16 protein-coding genes are annotated in these 17,632 nt (G+C 70.5%); 10 read left to right on the plus strand and 6 right to left on the minus strand.

The features are described from left to right. Positions 1-60: 60 nt before the first annotated feature. Positions 61-1,887: an acyl-CoA dehydrogenase gene (locus GA0115240_RS08790; protein WP_093736089.1), complete on the minus strand. Its 1,827-nt coding sequence runs from the start codon at positions 1,885-1,887 to the stop codon at positions 61-63. A 190-nt stretch (positions 1,888-2,077) separates the two neighbouring features. On the opposite strand from GA0115240_RS08790, the gene GA0115240_RS08795 reads away from it, so the two are divergent. Together GA0115240_RS08795 and GA0115240_RS08800 are read left to right on the plus strand one after the other, a co-directional pair. Beyond that, complete coding sequence (locus tag GA0115240_RS08795; RefSeq protein ID WP_370673298.1) at positions 2,078-2,563, plus strand: SseB family protein; 486 nt, start codon at positions 2,078-2,080, stop codon at positions 2,561-2,563. Positions 2,564-2,746: 183 nt separating this feature from the next. Further along, entirely contained in the window at positions 2,747-3,709 is a 963-nt protein-coding gene (locus GA0115240_RS08800; protein ID WP_093736091.1) for a pirin family protein, read from the plus strand. Between the two features lie 36 nt (positions 3,710-3,745). Here GA0115240_RS08800 and GA0115240_RS08805 read toward each other — a convergent pair whose 3' ends face one another. Next, positions 3,746-5,782, minus strand: coding sequence for a SpoIIE family protein phosphatase (locus GA0115240_RS08805; RefSeq protein ID WP_093736092.1), 2,037 nt, complete (start codon positions 5,780-5,782; stop codon positions 3,746-3,748). 125 nt (positions 5,783-5,907) lie between these two features. On the opposite strand from GA0115240_RS08805, the gene aspS reads away from it, so the two are divergent. The 4 genes from aspS to GA0115240_RS08825 all read left to right on the plus strand — a co-directional run bounded on the left by aspS (position 5,908) and on the right by GA0115240_RS08825 (position 10,154). Next, positions 5,908-7,674 carry an aspartate--tRNA ligase gene (gene aspS, locus GA0115240_RS08810; RefSeq protein WP_093736093.1) on the plus strand — a complete coding sequence of 589 codons (1,767 nt, stop codon included), beginning with the start codon at positions 5,908-5,910 and terminating at the stop codon, positions 7,672-7,674. Positions 7,675-7,851: 177 nt separating this feature from the next. Further along, positions 7,852-8,388, plus strand: a complete 537-nt coding sequence (locus GA0115240_RS08815) for a SigE family RNA polymerase sigma factor (RefSeq protein WP_093736094.1) — start codon at positions 7,852-7,854, stop codon at positions 8,386-8,388. Between the two features lie 250 nt (positions 8,389-8,638). Beyond that, the gene (locus tag GA0115240_RS08820) at positions 8,639-9,319 is read left to right on the plus strand and encodes a hypothetical protein (protein ID WP_093736095.1); all 681 of its coding nucleotides are present in this window, start codon (positions 8,639-8,641) and stop codon (positions 9,317-9,319) included. Between the two features lie 43 nt (positions 9,320-9,362). After that, positions 9,363-10,154 (plus strand): L,D-transpeptidase family protein, encoded by a 792-nt coding sequence (locus GA0115240_RS08825; RefSeq protein ID WP_093736096.1) that lies wholly within the window; start codon positions 9,363-9,365, stop codon positions 10,152-10,154. Between the two features lie 137 nt (positions 10,155-10,291). Here GA0115240_RS08825 and metG read toward each other — a convergent pair whose 3' ends face one another. Continuing rightward, the gene (gene metG, locus GA0115240_RS08830) at positions 10,292-12,034 is read right to left on the minus strand and encodes a methionine--tRNA ligase (RefSeq protein WP_093736097.1); all 1,743 of its coding nucleotides are present in this window, start codon (positions 12,032-12,034) and stop codon (positions 10,292-10,294) included. Positions 12,035-12,323: 289 nt separating this feature from the next. Between metG and GA0115240_RS08835 the strand changes: the two genes are divergently transcribed. Next, positions 12,324-12,560 (plus strand): DUF397 domain-containing protein, encoded by a 237-nt coding sequence (locus GA0115240_RS08835; RefSeq protein WP_093736098.1) that lies wholly within the window; start codon positions 12,324-12,326, stop codon positions 12,558-12,560. A gap of 87 nt (positions 12,561-12,647) precedes the next feature. On the opposite strand, the gene GA0115240_RS08840 is transcribed toward GA0115240_RS08835, so the two are convergent. Then, a complete protein-coding gene (locus tag GA0115240_RS08840; protein ID WP_176725018.1) occupies positions 12,648-13,124 on the minus strand; it encodes an ATP-binding protein in 477 nt (158 codons plus the stop codon). A gap of 180 nt (positions 13,125-13,304) precedes the next feature. Between GA0115240_RS08840 and GA0115240_RS08845 the strand changes: the two genes are divergently transcribed. From GA0115240_RS08845 to GA0115240_RS08855, 3 genes are all read left to right on the plus strand, one after another. After that, positions 13,305-14,171 (plus strand): helix-turn-helix domain-containing protein, encoded by an 867-nt coding sequence (locus GA0115240_RS08845; RefSeq protein WP_093736100.1) that lies wholly within the window; start codon positions 13,305-13,307, stop codon positions 14,169-14,171. A 155-nt stretch (positions 14,172-14,326) separates the two neighbouring features. Continuing rightward, positions 14,327-14,761 (plus strand): anti-sigma factor antagonist, encoded by a 435-nt coding sequence (locus GA0115240_RS08850; protein WP_161302116.1) that lies wholly within the window; start codon positions 14,327-14,329, stop codon positions 14,759-14,761. A 451-nt stretch (positions 14,762-15,212) separates the two neighbouring features. Then, on the plus strand, positions 15,213-16,625 hold the full coding sequence (locus tag GA0115240_RS08855) for an LCP family protein (protein WP_256069617.1): 1,413 nt from the start codon (positions 15,213-15,215) through the stop codon (positions 16,623-16,625). A gap of 7 nt (positions 16,626-16,632) precedes the next feature. Here the strand turns inward: GA0115240_RS08855 and GA0115240_RS08860 are convergent, their stop codons facing one another. Further along, a complete protein-coding gene (locus tag GA0115240_RS08860; RefSeq protein WP_093736102.1) occupies positions 16,633-17,073 on the minus strand; it encodes a PPOX class F420-dependent oxidoreductase in 441 nt (146 codons plus the stop codon). A 61-nt stretch (positions 17,074-17,134) separates the two neighbouring features. Then, complete coding sequence (locus GA0115240_RS08865) at positions 17,135-17,377, minus strand: DUF2277 domain-containing protein (protein WP_093736103.1); 243 nt, start codon at positions 17,375-17,377, stop codon at positions 17,135-17,137. Between the last annotated feature and the right edge of the window lie 255 nt (positions 17,378-17,632).

The raw sequence follows: 17,632 nt of genomic DNA on the forward strand, positions 1-17,632 counted from the left end.
CCGTCGCGCCGGGTGACCCGGACCGGCCGCGGCCGGCCGGGCGGCAGCCCGGCCGGAAGGTCAGAACGCCTCTTCGGGCAGGTCCATCACGTCCAGCGTGACGGCCTCCGCGATCGCCCGCTGCACCCCCACGCCCGGCAGGATCTCGGTGGCGAAGAACTTCGCCGCGGCGATCTTGCCGGTGTAGAAGGCCGCGTCCTTGGCGGCGGCGTCCGGCAGCTTGTCCGCCGCCACGCCCGCGCCGCGGAGCAGCAGGTAGGCGATGACGACGTCGCCCGAGGCCAGCAGCAGCCGGGTGGAGTTGAGGCCCACCTTGTAGATGGAGCGGACGTCCTGCTCGGTGGCGGCCAGGTCGGTCAGCATTGTGCCGACGATGCCCTCCAGGTCGACCGCGGCCTTGGCGAGCTGGTCGCGGGCGGCGGCCAGGTCCTCGCCGCCGGTCGCCTCGGCGAGGAACTTCTTGATCTCCTCGCTGAGCGCGGTCAGCGCCTGCCCCTGGTCGCGGACGATCTTCCGGAAGAAGTAGTCCTGTCCCTGGATCGCGGTGGTGCCCTCGTACAGCGTGTCGATCTTGGCGTCGCGGATGTACTGCTCGATCGGGTATTCCTGCAGGTAACCCGAGCCGCCGAAGGTCTGCAGCGACTGGGCGAGCTGCTCGTAGGACTTCTCCGAGCCGTAGCCCTTGACGATCGGCAGCAGCAGGTCGTTGAGGCTGTGCAGGTGCGTGGCGTCCTGGCCGGCCGCCTCGGCGACCTGGATCGCGTCCTGCACGCAGGCGGTGTGCAGCACCAGCGCGCGCATGCCCTCGGCGTACGCCTTCTGCGTCATCAGCGAGCGCCGCACGTCGGGGTGGTGGGTGATGGTGACCTTGGGCGCGGCCTTGTCGGTGAACTGGGCCAGGTCCGGGCCCTGGACGCGTTCCTTGGCGTACTCCAGCGCGTTGAGGTAGCCGGTCGACAAGGTGGCGATGGCCTTGGTGCCGACCATCATCCGGGCGAACTCGATGATCCGGAACATCTGCCGGATGCCGTCGTGCTTGTCGCCGATCAGCCAGCCCTTGGCGGGATGCTTGTCGCCGAAGGTCAGCTCGCAGGTGTTGGACGCCTTCAGGCCCATCTTGTGCTCGACGTTGGTGGCGTACACGCCGTTGCGGGCGCCCAGTTCGCCGGTGCTGACGTCGAACTCGTACTTGGGCACCATGAACAGCGACAGGCCCTTGGTGCCGGGGCCGGCGCCCTCGGGGCGGGCCAGCACGTAATGGATGATGTTCTCGGCCATGTCGTGCTCGCCCGAGGTGATGAAGCGCTTGACGCCCTCGATGTGCCAGCTGCCGTCCTCCTGGCGTACGGCCCTGGTACGGCCGGCGCCGACGTCCGAGCCGGCGTCCGGCTCGGTGAGCACCATGGTGGAGCCCCACTGCTTGTCCACCGCGAGGGCGGCGATCTTCTTCTGCTCCTCGGTGCCCTCGTCGTAGAGGATGCCGGCGAAGGCCGGGCCGGAGGAGTACATCCAGATCGCCGGGTTCGAGCCGAGCACCAGTTCGGCGTACGACCAGATCAAGGAGCGCGGCGCGGTGGTGCCGCCGATCTCCTCGGGCAGGCCGAGCCGCCAGTACTCGGCGTCCATGAACGCCTGGTAGCTCTTCTTGAAGGAGGCAGGGACCGGGGCGGTGCCCGTCGCGGGGTCGAAGACCGGCGGGTTCCGGTCGGCGTCGGCGTAGGACGCGGCCAGCTCGTTCTCGGCCAGGCGCGCCAGTTCGCCGAGGACGTCCTTCGCGGTGTCCACGTCCATCTCCGCGAACGGACCCGTGCCGTAGAGCTGGTCGCGGCCGAGGACCTCGAAGAGGTTGAACTCGATGTCGCGGAGGTTCGACTTGTAGTGGCCCATCAGGACGGCTCCGTATCGCTGCTGCTGTCTCAAGAAGAAGGAGGGTGGGGGAGGGTGAGGGAGGAGGAGAAGGACGAGAAGGAAGGGTGCGTGACGAAATCATGCTACCCGTCAGTAATAAGACGCAACCCCTACCGGCCGGATGTGACGCTTTCCTCGTCCCGGCCCCACCCTTCGTTAGGCTGGGCGGGTGTACGGCTACGAGCAGAGTGTGAACGCTGGACCCGGCGGCCCGATGGGTGCCGCACCCATGGGCGGCGGCTATCCCGAGCCGTCACCCGGCTATCAGGAAGCGGCCCCCGGTTATCCGGAGCCCTCGCCACCGTCGCTGTCGGACGCGGTACGGGCCTTCACCACCGGATCGATGGCGGCCGAGGACTTCCAGGCCATCTTCACCACCTCCAAGGTCTACTGCCCGCGGGGTGAGAATCCCGGCTTCCTGGCCCTGCACGACACCCAGCAGCCGGTCATCCCGATGTTCAGCACCCTCAAGGAATTGCGGCGGTACGCGGGCAAGGAGTCCAAGTACTTCGTGATCACCGGCGCCGAGGTGCTCGACCTGCTGCCGACCGGGTACGGCTTCGTGCTCGACATCGACGGGCAGCACCGGATGGTGTTCGACGCCAAGGCCGTCGAGCAGATGATCGACTTCACCATGCGGCGGATGTACGGCTGATCCGCCGCGGCCTCGGCCCACCCGGGCCGGCCGGTCGGCTCGGGCTGATCCGGGCTGATCCGGGCTGATTTCGGGCCGGTTCGGGGTGTTGGCCGATTCGGGTGCGTGACGGAATAGTCACGCCTTGCAAGATGTTCAGCCTTCAACTAGATTGACAGCAGAGCATCACCGAAGGAGGCCGTCATGCCCGCCGTGACCGTAGAGAACCCGCTGACCCTGCCGCGAGTGACTGCCGCGACCGACGCCCAGGTGCGTCCCGCCCTGACCGTCACCACCGCGCCGAGCGGCTTCGAGGGGGAGGGCTTCCCCGTCCGCCGCGCCTTCGCGGGCATCGACTACCGCCACCTCGACCCGTTCATCATGATGGACCAGATGGGTGAGGTGGAGTACGCGCCCGGCGAGCCCAAGGGCACCCCCTGGCACCCGCACCGCGGCTTCGAGACCGTCACCTACATCATGGACGGCACCTTCATCCACCAGGACTCGCACGGCGGTGGCGGCACCATCACCAACGGCGACACCCAGTGGATGACGGCCGGCTCCGGCCTGCTGCACATCGAGACCCCGCCGGAGTCCCTGGTCACCAGCGGCGGCCTCTTCCACGGCCTCCAGCTGTGGGTGAACCTGCCGAAGGCCGACAAGATGATGGCGCCCAAGTACCAGGACATCCGGGCCGGCGGCCTCAAGCTGCTCACCTCCGGCGACGGCGGCGCGCTCATCCGGCTGATCGCCGGCGACCTCGGCGGCCACGAGGGCCCCGGCGCCACACACACCCCGATCACCATGATCCACCTGTCGCTGAACCCCGGCGCCAGCGTCACCCTGCCCTGGCGCGCGGACTTCAACGCCATCGCCTACGGCCTGGCCGGCCGCGGTTTCGCCGGCCCCGGCTCCCGCCCCTTCCGGATGGGCCAGTCGGTCGTCTTCGGCAAGGGCGACGCCCTGACCGTCCGCGCCGACGAGACCCAGGAATCCCGTTCCCCGAACCTGGAGGTCGTGCTGCTCGGCGGCCGGCCGATCCGCGAGCCGATGATGCAGTACGGCCCGTTCGTGATGAACACCCACGCCGAACTGGCCCAGGCCTTCGAGGACTTCCAGGCCGGCCGGCTCGGCTCGATCCCGGCCGACTCACCGCTCGGCCACTGACGGGCCGCCGCCCGCCGCTACCGGCGGCGCGGCCCCTCAGTCCTCGTGCAGCTCGAACCAGATCGACTTCCCCTCCCCCCGCGGGTCCACCCCCCAGCGGTCCGCCAGTTCCGCCATCAGCAGCAGGCCCCGGCCGCTGGAGGCCAGCTCGCCGGGGGAGCGCAGGTGCGGCATGTCGTCGGACCGGTCGCCGACCTCGACCCGCAGCCGCCGGGTGCCGGGCAGGCCACTGACCTGGGCGATCAAGGTGGCGTCCTCGTCGGTGTGCACAAGGACATTGGTGACCACCTCGGAGACCAGCAGGACCGCGGTCTCCAGCTGGTCCTGCGAGTCCCAGTCGTGCAGCAGCGCCCGGACGTCGTCGCGGGCACCGCGGATCAGGGCCGGGTCGGCCTGCGGCACGGTCAGCACGGTGCGGCGCACCGGCACCGCGCAGCACGGGCCGTCCGGCTCGCGGCGCAGCAGGACCAGGGCGATGTCGTCCTCGCGGCGGTCGGGCAGCGGACCGGTGGTGTGGTGGGAGGGCGGGCCGTGCACGGCCTGCACGAGCGCGTCGGCCAGCGCCTCCAGATCGTCGGCCGGGCCGGCCTCCAGCACGCCGCGCAGCCGGTCCCAGCCGGTTTCCAGGTCGTGGCCGCCGGTCTCGATCAGGCCGTCGGTGCACAGCAGCAGCACCTCCCCCGGTTCGAGGGTGAGCCGGGTGGTCGGGTAGTCGGCTTCCGGGTCGATGCCCAGCGGCGGCCCGCCGTCGGTGCGGCGGACGATGGTGGTGCCGTCGCCCAGCCGGACGCACGGTTCCGGGTGGCCGGCCCGCACCACGTCCAGCGTGGCGCCGGCCTGGTCGATCTCCAGGTACAGGCAGGTCGCGAAGCGGACGTCGGCCGCCTCGGTCTGCTCGGCCAGGCCGTCCAGGAAGCGGGAGGTCCGGGACAGCACCGCGTCCGGGCGGTGCCCCTCGGCCGCGTACGCCCGCAGCGCGATCTTCAGCTGGCCCATCAGGCCGGCCGCCCGCACGTCGTGGCCCTGGACGTCGCCGATCACGATCGCGGTGCGGCCGGACGGCAGGTCGATCAGGTCGTACCAGTCGCCGCCGACCTGCAGGCCGCCGCCGGTCGGCACATAGCGGGCGGCCACCGACATGCCGTCGATGGCCGGCTCGTCGGCGGGCATCATTGTCTGCTGCAGCCCTTCGGACAGCGCCCGCTCCGACTCGTGCAGTCCGGCCCTGGCCAGGGCCTGCGCCATCATCCGGGCCACCGTGGTGAGCACGGACCGCTCCTCGGGGGTGAACTCCACCGGTTCGCGGAAGGCCGCCATCCACACGCCGATGGTGGCACCGGCCACCGTCAGCGGCAGGAATCCCCAGGACGACCGGCCGAAGATCCTCACCAGCGGCCAGGTGGTCGGGTAGTGCTCCTCGTAGGACCGGGGGGTCGGCAGGTAGACGGCCTGGCCGGTGCGGATCACCTCGGTGGCCGGATAGCCGGTGGTCAGCGGCATCTCCCGGGGGAAGGTGTCCGGCATCTTCTGCCCGTAGTGCCCGACGACGGTCAGGTGGTCGCCCTCCCGGCCGAAGACGGCCAGGCCGTCCGGCGAGAAGCCGGGCATCGACAAGCCGGCCGCCACCCGCAGCACCTCGGCGGTCGAGTCGGCCTCGGCCAGCGCCCGGCCCGCGTCCAGCAGGAAAGCCTCCCGGGACCGCCGCCAGTCCCGGGCCGGGTCGGGGGCGGCGTGCTGCCGGCCGCGCACCTCGTGCATGGTGCCGCTGAGGGTGCGCCCGCGCGGCCGCAGGCGGATCCGCACGGTGCGGTGGACCGTGCCGTCCGGGCCGACCACCCGCACCAGGGACTCGGCCACCGTGCCCTCCGCGCCGGCCAGTGAGATCGCGCTGACCAGCGTCACGTAATCCGCCGGATGCAGGCGGGCCCGGACCTCGGAGGACCGGTGGGTGGCCGCCCCGCCGGACAGTCCGAGCAGCCGGGCCGCCCGGCCGTCGACCGCGACCGTGCCCGTCGACTCGTCCCACTGCCATACGCCGTAGCCCACGGCGGCCAGGACGTCCTCGGTGCGCATTGGGTCATTTTATGAGGCTTCCGAGGATATGGCCCGGCTTATCCGAATGGGGGACCGGTGCGGGGCGCCGGTAGGCTGTGCGGGCTCAGTGGTATGCCCTGACGACCTGACGACTTGGACGAGAGATGCACCGGTACCGGTCCCACACCTGCGGCGAGCTGCGCGCCACCGACGTCGGCACGGACGTCCGCCTGTCCGGCTGGCTGCACAATCGCCGCGACCTGGGCGGCATCCTCTTCGTCGACCTGCGCGACCACTACGGCTTCACCCAGCTCGTGGTCCGCCCCGGCTCGCCGGTCTACGACCGGCTGAGCGGCCAGTCGAAGGAGTCGGTGCTGCGCGTCGACGGCCGGGTGGTGGCCCGCGCGCCGGAGAACGTGAACCCCGACCTGCCCACCGGCCAGGTCGAGGTCGAGGTGACGTCCGTGGAGGTGCTGGGCGCCGCCGACCCGCTGCCGTTCCCGGTCTTCCCCGAGGACAACGCCAACGAGGAGATGCGGCTCACCAACCGCTTCCTGGACCTGCGCCGCCAGCGCATGCACCGCAACTTGATGCTGCGCACCCAGGTCATCTCCTTCCTGCGCCGCGAGATGACCGCGCTCGGCTTCAACGAGATGGCCACCCCGATCCTGTCGGCGACCTCCCCCGAGGGCGCCCGCGACTTCCTGGTGCCCTCCCGGGTGCACCCCGGCACCTTCTACGCGCTGCCGCAGGCGCCGCAGCAGTTCAAGCAGCTGCTGATGATCTCCGGCTTCGACCGCTACTTCCAGATCGCGCCCTGCTTCCGCGACGAGGACTCCCGCGCCGACCGCTCGCCCGGCGAGTTCTACCAGCTCGACGTCGAGATGAGCTTCGTCGAGCAGGAGGACGTGTTCGGCGTCATCGAGAAGGTGATGACCGACCTGTTCACCGAGTTCGGCGGCGGCCGCAGCGTCACCTCGCCGTTCCCGCGCATCCCGTTCCGCGAGTCGATGGTCAAGTACGGCAACGACAAGCCGGACCTGCGCACCACACTGGAACTGGTCGATGTCTCCGCGGTGTTCGCCGACTCCGGCTTCAAGGCCTTCGCCGGCAAGCACGTCCGCGCGCTGGCCGTGCCGGACACCGCCGACCAGCCGCGCAAGTTCTTCGACTCGCTCGGCGAGTACGCGGTCTCGCTCGGCGCCAAGGGCCTGGCCTGGGTCCGGGTCGGCGACGACAACGCGCTCACCGGCCCGATCGCGAAGTTCCTCACCGAGGAGGACATCGCGGCCCTGACCGGCGCGGTCGGCGCCAAGCCCGGCACCGCGATCTTCTTCGGCGCCGGCGAGTTCGACGAGGTCAGCAAGATCATGGGCCCGGTCCGGGTCGAAGCGGCCCGCCGCACCGGCCAGTTCGAGGAGAACGTCTTCCGGTTCTGCTGGATCGTGGACTTCCCGATGTTCGAGCGGAACGAGGACACCGGCGCGATCGAGTTCTCGCACAACCCGTTCTCCATGCCGCAGGGCGGTCTGGAGGCGCTGCGGACCAAGGACCCGCTGGACATCCTGGCCTGGCAGTACGACATCGTGTGCAACGGCGTGGAGCTGTCGTCCGGCGCCATCCGGAACCACGAACCCGACGTGATGTACGAGGCGTTCGAGATCGCCGGCTACAGCCGTGAGACGGTGCAGGCCGAGTTCGGCGGCATGCTGCGCGCCTTCCACTACGGCGCCCCGCCGCACGGCGGGATCGCCCCGGGCGTGGACCGGATGGTGATGCTGCTCGCGGACGAGCCCAACATCCGCGAGACGATCGCCTTCCCGCTCAACCAGAACGCCCAGGACCTGCTGATGGGCGCGCCCTCCGAGGTCAGCGAGGCGCGGCTGCGCGAACTGCACCTGCAGGTGCGCAAGCCCGCCCCGAAGAAGTGAGCCCGGGCCTCTCCCGCAGGTCCTGAACGTCCAATACGTCCTGTACGGCGCTGTACGGCCCCGTACGTCCAGTAGGTCGCGAACACCGGCGGTGCCGCCTCGGCGCCGCCGGTGTCGCTGTTTGCGGGAGCCGGCCCCGGTGAGGCAACCCCAGGGGCGGTCCGTCGCGTTGGACGGATGTGGGAGAAGAAGAGGTGGGCGGTGGGCACAGCCGGATTCGAGGAGTTCGTCGCGGCCCGGGGACCGCGGCTGCTCCGGGTCGCCTGGCTGCTCACCGGCGACGCGCACCTGGCAGAGGATCTGCTGCAGACCGTGCTGGCCAGGGTCTGGCCCAAGTGGAACCGGATAGCCGACGAGAACCCCGAGGCGTACGTACGCAAGGCGCTGGTGCACGCGCACGCCTCCTGGTGGCGGCGCAAGTGGCGGGGCGAGGTGCCGCACGGCGACGACCTGCCGGACCGGGCCGCGTCCGACAACGCGTTCGCCGATGTGGACCTGGAGCAGGCGCTGGCCGGGGCCGTGCGGTCGCTGCCGACGCGGCAGCGGGCGGTGGTCGTGCTGCGTTACTTCGAGGACCTGAGCGTGGCCGAGACCGCCCAGGTGCTCGGCTGTTCGGAGGGCACCGTGAAGAGCCAGGCGTCCAAGGCACTGCGCACGCTGCGCGAGCGGCTGCCGGCCGCCGCCGTGGTGGGGGAGGGAGGTGAGCGGCGATGAACGGCAACGAAGCGCCCGGCCACGGCGGCGGTAGCGGAAGCGGCGCGAACGCCCCGCGGGAGGCGAGCGGCGTGACCGGCGGGATCACCGCGGGCGAGCAGCGGACGGCCGCCCACAGGGGCCCGAGGAACACGAACTGCGGATCCTGCTGGAACGGGGCGTCCCCCAGCTCCCCTCGCCCGCGCTGCGGCTCGAGCGGGTCCGCGAACGCGTTCGCCGTCGTGCCCGGCGCCGCAACGCGGGGCTGTCCGTGGCCGCGGTGCTGCTGGTCGCGGCGGCGGGGCTGCTGCTGCCCGGGGCCCGGGCCGGCCACCCCGCCGCCGCCCCCAGCGCGTCCGGTGCGCCGACCCTCGTGCCCCCGGCCTCGGGCACCCCGCCGCGCGGCAGGTCCAACAGCCCTATCTCCGACAGCCCCACCTCCGACGGACCGGCCTCCGACGGGCCCACGCCCGAAGTGCCCGGCACCGGCCCGCCCACGCCGCCCGGCTCCCGCCTGTTCCGCTTCGCCGGCCCGCCCGGCCTGGAACTGATACTGCCGGCCGGCTGGTCCACGCTGAAATCGCCCGATGCCAAGAGCTGGTTCGTCTCCTCCCAGCAACTGGGGCTGCCCGCGGACGGCTGCGCCCACCCGCTGGACGACTTCTGCACCCCGCTCGCGCACACCCTCACCTCCGGCGGCGTGCTGGTGATGCTGCAGCCGCAGCACAGCCAGGCCATGGCGGACAAGTTCCGCTTCACCGGGACGAAGCTCGGCGACGAGCAACTCGTCCCGGCGTGCCGGAACGTGGGCGGCACCAGCCAGTGGGGCGCGCTGGTCGCCGACCCGGCCGGCTCCGACGCCCTGGTCGAGGTGACGGTGTGCCTGTCCCGTCCCACCGCACATGTACAGACGCAGGTCCGGGACATGGTCCGGACCGCCGACTTCCGTTGAGCCGACTCCGTTGAGCCGGCTTCCGTCGAAAGGCCCGTACGACATGTCCACAGCCCGCCGCCGCGGCACCCTTGCCGCCGCTCTGCTGGCCGCCGCCGCCCTGCTGCTGGCCGGCTGCTCCGCTTCCGCCGCCGGCGCCCGGCCCTCGCGGGTGGCCGAACAGGGGCCGCTGAGTACCCAGATCGGCGGCCGGGCCGGGCGGTCGGCGCCCCTGCCGCAGCCCTCCCCGTCACCGGTCCGGGCGGCGCTGCCGGGCCTCGGGCCGAAGACGCTGGCCGAGATACCGGCCGGCGCCCGCCAGGTGGTGCTGGCCTCCGGCGACGGCCGGAACTCGTCCACCGCGAAGGTCACCCTCTACCGCTATGACGACACCGCGGGCTGGGTGCCGGCCGCCGCCAGCTGGCCGGCCCACAACGCGCTGCGCGGCTGGACCGCCGACCACCGCACCGGCGACCTGCGCTCCCCGATCGGGGTGTTCGCCCTGACCGACGCGGGCGGCCGGCTCGCCGACCCGGGCACCAGGCTCACCTACGACCACGCCCCGATGGGCTTCAGCGTCGACGGCACCGGCTTCCACGGCGAGTCCCTCAGCGGCGCCTTCGACTACGTGATCGCCATCAACTACAACCGCAAGCCCGGTATGTCCCCCCTCGACTGGACCCGCCCGCTCGGCCAGTCCCGCGGCGGCGGCATCTGGCTGCACGTCGACCACGGCGGCCCCACCCAGGGCTGCGTCTCGCTCCCGCCGAGCGCCATGCGGACGCTGCTGCGCACGCTGGCCCCGGCCGACCACCCGGTCGTGGTGATGGGGGACGCGGCGGACCTGGCCCGCTGATCCGCGCGGGTCACCGTCCCCGGCCGGCCGCGCACGGCGGCCCGCACTGCCGCGGTGGCCGCGGGTGGCCGCGGTGGCGTCCGTCGGCGCACCCGCGCCGGTGAACGCCACCGCCGCCGTTTCCGGCAGCGCGGCTGCTACGCGGCGGCCGCGTCCGGGTCGCCGCCGAAGCGCGCCACGTAGGACGCCAGGTCGTCCTCGGTGATCTTCGCGAAGAGCACCGGGGGGACGGTGAACGGCGTGCCCGCGGGGAGCGCGGACAGGTTGCGGGCCTCGTCCGGGGTGACCCAGGCGGCGTCGTCACCGGGCAGGTCGAAGGCGGCGCGCATGGCGGCGGCGGAGGCCGGGATGAAGGGCCCGGAGATGATCGCGTAGAGGTGGATGAGGTTCATCGCCGTGCGCAGGGTGAGCGCGGCGCCCTCCGGGTCGGTCTTGATCTCCAGCCAGGGCGCCTTCTCCTCCAGGTAGGAGTTGCCCGCGCTCCACAGCGCCCGCAGGGCCTGCGCGGCCTTGCGGAACTGCAGCGTCTCCAGGTGACCCTCGTACTCGGCGAGCAGCCCGGCGACCTGCTCGCCGAGCTTGACCTCGACCGCGCCCTGGGCGGCGCCCGCGGGCACCTCGTCGCCGAACCGCTTGCGGGAGAAGGACAGCACCCGGTTGACGAAGTTGCCCAGGGTGTCGGCGAGGTCCTTGTTCACCGAGGACGCGAACAGCTCCCAGGTGAAGGACGTGTCGTCGGACTCGGGCGCGTTGGCGATCAGGAAGTAGCGCCAGTAGTCGGCCGGCAGCAGGTCCAGCGCCGCGTCGGTGAAGATGCCGCGCCGCTGCGAGGTGGAGAACTTGCCGCCGTAGTAGTTCAGCCAGTTGAAGGCCTTGACGTAGTCGACCTTCTTCCACGGGTCCCGGGTGCCGAGCTGCGTCGCCGGGAACATCACCGTGTGGAAGGGGACGTTGTCCTTCGCCATGAACTCCGTGTAGCGGACCGGGTCGGCGCCGCCGTCCGCGTCGTACCACCAGGACCGCCAGTCCCGCGTCTCGCCCTGCGGCGCGGCATCCGACCACTCCTTGGTGGAACCGATGTACTCGATCGGTGCGTCGAACCAGACGTAGAAGACCTTGCCCTCGGCGGCCAACTCGGGCCAGGTGTCGGCGGGGACGGGGACTCCCCATTCGAGGTCGCGGGTGATCGCCCGGTCCTGAAGGCCCTCGGTGAGCCACTTGCGTGCGATCGAGGACGCCAGGTTCGGCCAGTCCGCGCTGCTGGCGTCGATCCACGCCTCGACCTCGCCGGCCAGCTTCGACTGCAGGAGGAAGAGGTGCTTGGTCTCGCGGACCTCCAGGGCGCTGCTGCCGCTGATCGCGGAGCGCGCGTCGATGAGGTCGGTGGGGTCCAGCACCCGGGTGCAGTTCTCGCACTGGTCGCCGCGCGCCTTGTCGTATCCGCAGTGCGGGCAGGTGCCGACGATGTACCGGTCGGGCAGGAAGCGCTCGTCGGTCAGCGAGTAGACCTGGCGGACGGCCCGCTCCTCGATGAACCCGTTCTCGTGCAGCCGGCGGGCGAACTGCTGGGTGATCTCCCGGTTCTGCGGCGAGGAGCTGCGGCCGAAGTAGTCGAAGGACAGCGCGAATCCGTCGTAGATGGCGCGCTGGGCCTCATGGGCCTGGGCGCAGAACACGTCCACCGGCAGCCCGGCCTCCTTGGCGGCCAGCTCCGCGGGGGTGCCGTGCTCGTCGGTGGCACAGATGTAGAGCACTTCGTGGCCGCGCCCGCGCAGATACCGGGCGTAGACATCCGCCGGGAGCATGGACCCCACCATGTTGCCCAGGTGCTTGATCCCGTTGATATAGGGCAGGGCGGAGGTGATGAGGTGACGAGCCATTGCAGGCTGCTCCCAATTCGTTGCGTGGAGTGAGTAATTCCTCTACGGATCGTCAATATCGTATCGGACCGTACGGGTGTATACGCCGCCCCTTTTCGACCTGCGGTTACACCGCGACTACACGCTGACCATGCGGTGACCGTGTGCTGACCGCGGCCCGATGCGGCCCGCAGGTCAACCCCGAAGCTCACCGGCTGTAACTGCACATGCGCATGCACGTGCACATGCACGTGCTGCGATAAGGAGTTATCATCTCCGGTACCAGACAAGGCACTTATGGGAGTGGCTGATGCGCCGGACGCACAATGGAATGGCCGCAGAAGACCTTACGGGAGTCGTCTGGCAGAAGAGCCGTCACAGCAATGCCAATGGCACGTGCATGGAGTTCGCGGCGCTGCCGGACGGTGACGTCGCCGTGCGCAATTCTCGCTTTCCGGACGGTCCGGCGCTCATATATACGCGGGCGGAGATCGAATCGATGATCATCGGCGTCAAGGCCGGTGAATTCGACTATCTCGTGACGTAAACGGCTTTGTCGGACACGATGGCGCGCCGGCGATTTCGCCCGACGCGCCATCCAACGTCCTGCTCGATCTGCCCGCGGGCAGCGGGGCTAGCGGGGACCGCCCGGGGCCAGGAAAAGCGCCCAGACGACTTTCCCGGCGCCGCTCAGCGGGTGCCAGCCCCAGTTCTCGCTGAACGAGTCCACCAGGTGCAGCCCGCGGCCGGTCTCGGCGACGAAATCCGGCTCTTTCGCGATCGGGGCCACCATGCTGGGGTCGCGCACCGCGCACACCACCCGGGAGGTCCAGCGGACCAGAGTCAGCCGAACCGGCGCTCCGGTGGCGCCCACCGGCACCGCGTAGCGCAGCGCGTTGGTCACCAGCTCGGAGGCGACGAGTTCCATGGAGTCCCGCAGCCCGGTCAGATCCCAGCGCTGCAGCGTGAGGCGGGTGAACCGGCGCGCCTCGCGCACCGATTCGAGGTGGGCCCGCAGCTCGCAGGTGGCCCCGTTGGCGGCGGCGAGTCGCTCGGGTGCGAGCACGCCCTGCCATAACGGCTCCAGCACGGCTGCGGCCTCTGTCCTCATGCGTGCCCCCGAGGTATCTCCACGTCGTCCATGCTCATGGATCAGTACCCGAGGATGCAAGAGCGTCTGCACGTGCATCTGCAAGGAATGATGCACGTGACGATGGAGAGTGACTGAATGGGTACTGCGCGCAGTGCATTAGTGGCAGACTGCTGATGAACCAAGGGCGGAGCGTGACCTATGAGCGCAGGGCAGCCGGGAGGCGGGTCCATCGTGCGACGAATGCTGCTCGGGGCGCAGTTGAGGCGGCTGCGTGAGTCCCGTGGCATCACCCGGGAGGACGCGGGCTACTCGATCCGCGCCTCCGAGTCGAAGATCAGCCGCATGGAGCTGGGCAGGGTCAGCTTCAAGGAGCGTGACGTCGCCGACCTGTTGACGCTGTACGGCGTCACGGAGGGCGGCGAGCGCCTCGCCATGCTCGGACTGGTCCGGGAGGCCAACGCGGCCGGCTGGTGGCACGGATACGGCGAGGTGATGCCCACCTGGTTCCAGACATACGTGGGCCTGGAGGAGTCGGCGGCACTCATCCGCACCTTCGAAGTCCAGTTCGTGCACGGCTTGTTGCAGACCGAGGACTACATAAGGTCGGTGATCGAACTCGGTCACCCCGAAGCAGCCGGACCCTGGGTGGAAAGACGAGTCGGTCTACGCCTGGAGCGGCAGAAGCTCCTCGTATCGGAGCGGGCGCCCCACTTCGTCGCGGTGATGGACGAGGGCGCGCTGCGCCGTCCGTTCGGCGGCCGTCAGGTGATGCGCGGCCAGATCCGCCACCTGCTGGAGGCGGCCGAGGCGCCCAACGTCGATGTCCGGATCCTGCCCTTCGCCACCGGCGGGCACGCGGCCGGCGGCGGCGCCTTCACGCTGCTCAGCTTCCCCGAGTCGGACCTGCCGGACCTGGTCTATCTGGAGCAGCTCACCGGGGCGCTGTACATCGACAAGCACGACGAGGTGGTGGAGTACACCAAGGCGATGAACGCGCTGGACAAGGTGGCGCTGCCGCCCGCCCAGTCCTTGGACTGGCTGATCGCCTGCCGCGACGAGCTCTGAACCGCGGCGATTCGGGCCACCTCTCGCGATCTTCATCCCTCCGGGTGAATAGGGACCCCCTAAACTCTCAGCCACCCCCCGCTTGGCACCGTGGCGCCGCTACGGTAACCGCAGGTCACGCGAGGGGCGGCCACGGGGACGAGGGGGAGCACCGGGTGCATCACCAGGGGGAGCCGCCGGAGCACACGCGCCGGTTCGCCGGCGCGGTCCCGCCGCCGTCCGGCTACGCCCGCACCTACCGGGTGCGGGACACGGTGGTCGTCGAGCTGAGCGGCGAGCTGGATCTGGCGAGCGCGGAGTACGTGGACGCGCACCTGGAGGCCGCGGCGCAGTGGCCGGCGCCGCTGGAAGTGGTGCTGGATCTGCGCCCGGTGGAGTTCATCGACTGCTTCGGGCTGTCCCTGCTGGTGCGCGCCCGCCGCCGCATCGTGGACCGCGGTGGCCGGATCCGGATGGTCTGCGGGGACGAGCAGACCCGCAAACTGATCACCGTCACCGGCCTGGACGATGCCTTCCGCCCCGTCCGCACGCTGGAGCAGGCCCTCGAACAGGCCGTGGACCGCGCGCCGGAGCAGCCGCAGGAGTCCTAGCGCCCGCAGAGCACGCACCGCCGCGATCACCCCGGTGGTCGGGCCGGCGATCACGTCGTCGGTCGGGTCGGCGATCACCCCGGTGGTCGGGCCGGCGGACGTGATCGCGGTCGTCCGAGCGCTCATGCGGCGTGCGGATCAGGGGAGTTGGGATCTCGGTGCCGAATCCGGAACGCCCCTTTCCCTTTCTGTGCGTCGACTGAGCGGTGAATTCCGCAAAGCCCGGGGAAGGCCGCCGCACCGTCACGCTTCTCACCTTTACGGTCACCCACATTTGCACCGCGTACAGTGGCAGGCCGGGTGGACATCGGTCGTTGTGACCGGCGTCATACATATCGCCCGAAGCACCTGGTAAACGTTGGTGCTTCGTCGTGGGAGCGGGGGCCACCGGACCGAAGGTTGGGAAATGGGCGTTCGTGGGCGCAAGCGCGCACGCAACCGTAAGCGGTGGGTGATCGGGATAGTCACGTCCCTGGTCGTCCTGCTGATCGGCGGCGCCGGGGCGATCTACTTGAAGCTCAACGCCAATATCGACACCTTCAACGCGGCCGGGCTGAGCAAGAACCGCCCCAAGGCCGCCCCGGCGGACGCCAACGGCGACAAGCCGGTGAATGTCCTGCTGATCGGCTCGGACTCGCGGGCCGGCGAGAACGGCAAGCTCGGCGGATCCGCGGCCGGCCCGGTCGGGCGCTCGGACACCACGATCCTGTTGCACGTCTACCCCGACCACAAGCACGCGGTGGGTGTCTCCATACCCCGCGACTCGCTGGTCGACATACCGCCGTGCCTGCTGCCGGACGGCAAGTGGTCCCCCGACCAGCCGAACGCCCAGTTCAACTCGGCCTTCTCCATGGGCAACACGGCCAAGGGCAACCCGGCCTGCACCCAGAACACGGTCGAGAAGCTCACCGGCCTGCGGGTGGACCACACCATGGTGGTCGACTTCGCCGGCTTCGCGGCCATGACCTCCGCCGTGCACGGCGTCGAGGTCTGCGTGCCGAACAACATCTACCAGGGCGACATGAACCCCAACCTCGGCTACGAGGGCAAGGTCGTCCTCCCCAAGGGCATGCAGAACCTGTCCGGGCAACAGGCGCTGGACTACGTCCGGGTACGGCACGGGGTCGGCGACAACTCCGATGTCGGCCGGATGCTGCGGCAGCAGGCGTTCCTGTCCGCCTTGATCAGCAAGGTCAAGGGCGAGGGCATGAACCCGACCACGCTGCTGCCGCTGGCCGACGCGGCCACCAAGTCGCTGACGGTGGACCCGGGGCTGGGCAGTGCGGCCAAGCTGATGTCCTTCGGCCTGTCGCTCAAGAACATCGACCTCAAGAACATCCAGTTCATCACGGCGCCGTGGAAATATGCCGGCGCCCGGATAGACCTGGTCCACCCGGACGTCGACAACCTCTTCGCCGAATTGCGCGCCAACCGCACCCTGGAGGGTGTCAACGCCTCCGGGAAACCCACCGCGAAGCCCGCGGCGACCCCCACCGTCAACGGCGCCGGCATAGCGGTCGACGTCTTCAACGGCACCACGGTCGACGGCCTGGCCGGAAAGGCCGCCGACACGCTCAAGGCCAAGGACTTCACGGTCAGCGGCACCTCCACCGCGCAGACTCAGGACCACACCACGACCGTGGTCGAGTACGGCTCGGCCGACGCGGCGCACGCCAAGACGGTGGCCCGGCTCTTCCCGGGCGCGCAGCTGATGCCGCTGAAGATCTCCGGCATCAATGTCGTGGTCGGCCAGGACTTCGCGAAGACCGCGGCCGCCGCAGCGCCGAAGCCGCTGCCCACGACGCTCACCCAGCAGGCACGCAGCGCCGACGCCAACCCGTGCTCGAAACTCTCCTACGGGTGAGCCGCCGCTATTCGGCCAGCCGGGCGTGCGCGGTGACCTTGTCGATGCGGGCCCGGACCAGGTACTCGCCGGGCACGGCGTTGCGCGCGCCGATCTCCGCGGCGCGGTCCTCGCCCATGTAGCGGGCGGCGATCCTGGTGGCCCACGCCTCCAGTTCCACCAGGTCCTCGACCAGCTCGGCGGTGCATTCGAGCAGCACGAACGAGTACGGCGGCTCCTGGTCGTCCACGCACAGCGCGAAGTGCGGGTCGCGGCGCAGGGCCCGCCCCTTGACCGACTCCCGCCCGGTGTTGATGACCACCCGGACGTCGTCCGGATCGGTCTCGTCCAGCACGAACCACACGGGCGTCACGTGCGGACGCCCGTCCTTGCGCTGGACGCCGAGCTTCCCGGTGCGGGTGCCGGTGGACACGAAGGTGCGCCACTGCGTGGCGGTCATGATCTCCATGGCCGCCAGGCTAGTGCTGTAACCGCGCAGTTCCACCGGTTCGCGCCGCCCGGCGCGGGGTCTATCCGGCCTTGGCGACCGAGCCCCGGCCCGGGGCCGCGCCGCGCACCTGGAGGCCGTCCAGCAGGTCGGCGGTGGCGGCGGCCACCGCTTCGACCGCGGCGTCGAACACCTCCTGGTTGTGCGCGGCGGGCGCGCGGAATCCGGAGATCTTGCGGACGTACTGCAGCGCGGCGGCCCGGATGTCCTCGTCGTGGACCTCGGGGGTCATCGGCGCGCGGAGGGTCTTGATGCTTCGGCACATACCTCCAGTGTCGTCGCTGCGGGTCCGATGCGGGCGGCGCTTCGTGCCGTCCTCTTGGCGGGCGGGCCCGGTGGTGCTTCAATACTCCGCATTGGTTAGGAAGCTTTCCTAACTGGGCAGTTGAGCCTCCCCCCTGAACGGAGACGCACATGCAGCCTTCCCCCCACACCGCCGCCCCCGTCGAGCCGCAGCCGCAGCCGCACCGCCGCGCCCGCGGCACCCGGCGGATAGCCCTGATCACCGCGGCCGGTGTGC

Source organism: Streptomyces sp. DvalAA-14, assembly GCF_900091855.1.
Classification (GTDB): Bacteria; Actinomycetota; Actinomycetes; order Streptomycetales; family Streptomycetaceae; genus Actinacidiphila.

What these genes read in the sequence shown, in the direction of transcription:
- GA0115240_RS08825 (WP_093736096.1), top strand. Translation starts at nt 9,363, where the DNA reads ATGTCCACAGCCCGCCGCCGCGGCACCCTTGCCGCCGCTCTGCTGGCC.
- GA0115240_RS08835 (WP_093736098.1), top strand. Translation starts at nt 12,324, where the DNA reads ATGCGCCGGACGCACAATGGAATGGCCGCAGAAGACCTTACGGGAGTC.
- GA0115240_RS08790 (WP_093736089.1), bottom strand. Translation starts at nt 1,887, where the DNA reads ATGGGCCACTACAAGTCGAACCTCCGCGACATCGAGTTCAACCTCTTC.
- GA0115240_RS08840 (WP_176725018.1), bottom strand. Translation starts at nt 13,124, where the DNA reads ATGAGGACAGAGGCCGCAGCCGTGCTGGAGCCGTTATGGCAGGGCGTG.
- GA0115240_RS08845 (WP_093736100.1), top strand. Translation starts at nt 13,305, where the DNA reads ATGAGCGCAGGGCAGCCGGGAGGCGGGTCCATCGTGCGACGAATGCTG.
- metG (WP_093736097.1), bottom strand. Translation starts at nt 12,034, where the DNA reads ATGGCTCGTCACCTCATCACCTCCGCCCTGCCCTATATCAACGGGATC.
- GA0115240_RS08815 (WP_093736094.1), top strand. Translation starts at nt 7,852, where the DNA reads ATGTGGGAGAAGAAGAGGTGGGCGGTGGGCACAGCCGGATTCGAGGAG.
- GA0115240_RS08805 (WP_093736092.1), bottom strand. Translation starts at nt 5,782, where the DNA reads ATGCGCACCGAGGACGTCCTGGCCGCCGTGGGCTACGGCGTATGGCAG.
- GA0115240_RS08865 (WP_093736103.1), bottom strand. Translation starts at nt 17,377, where the DNA reads ATGTGCCGAAGCATCAAGACCCTCCGCGCGCCGATGACCCCCGAGGTC.
- GA0115240_RS08860 (WP_093736102.1), bottom strand. Translation starts at nt 17,073, where the DNA reads ATGGAGATCATGACCGCCACGCAGTGGCGCACCTTCGTGTCCACCGGC.
- aspS (WP_093736093.1), top strand. Translation starts at nt 5,908, where the DNA reads ATGCACCGGTACCGGTCCCACACCTGCGGCGAGCTGCGCGCCACCGAC.
- GA0115240_RS08800 (WP_093736091.1), top strand. Translation starts at nt 2,747, where the DNA reads ATGCCCGCCGTGACCGTAGAGAACCCGCTGACCCTGCCGCGAGTGACT.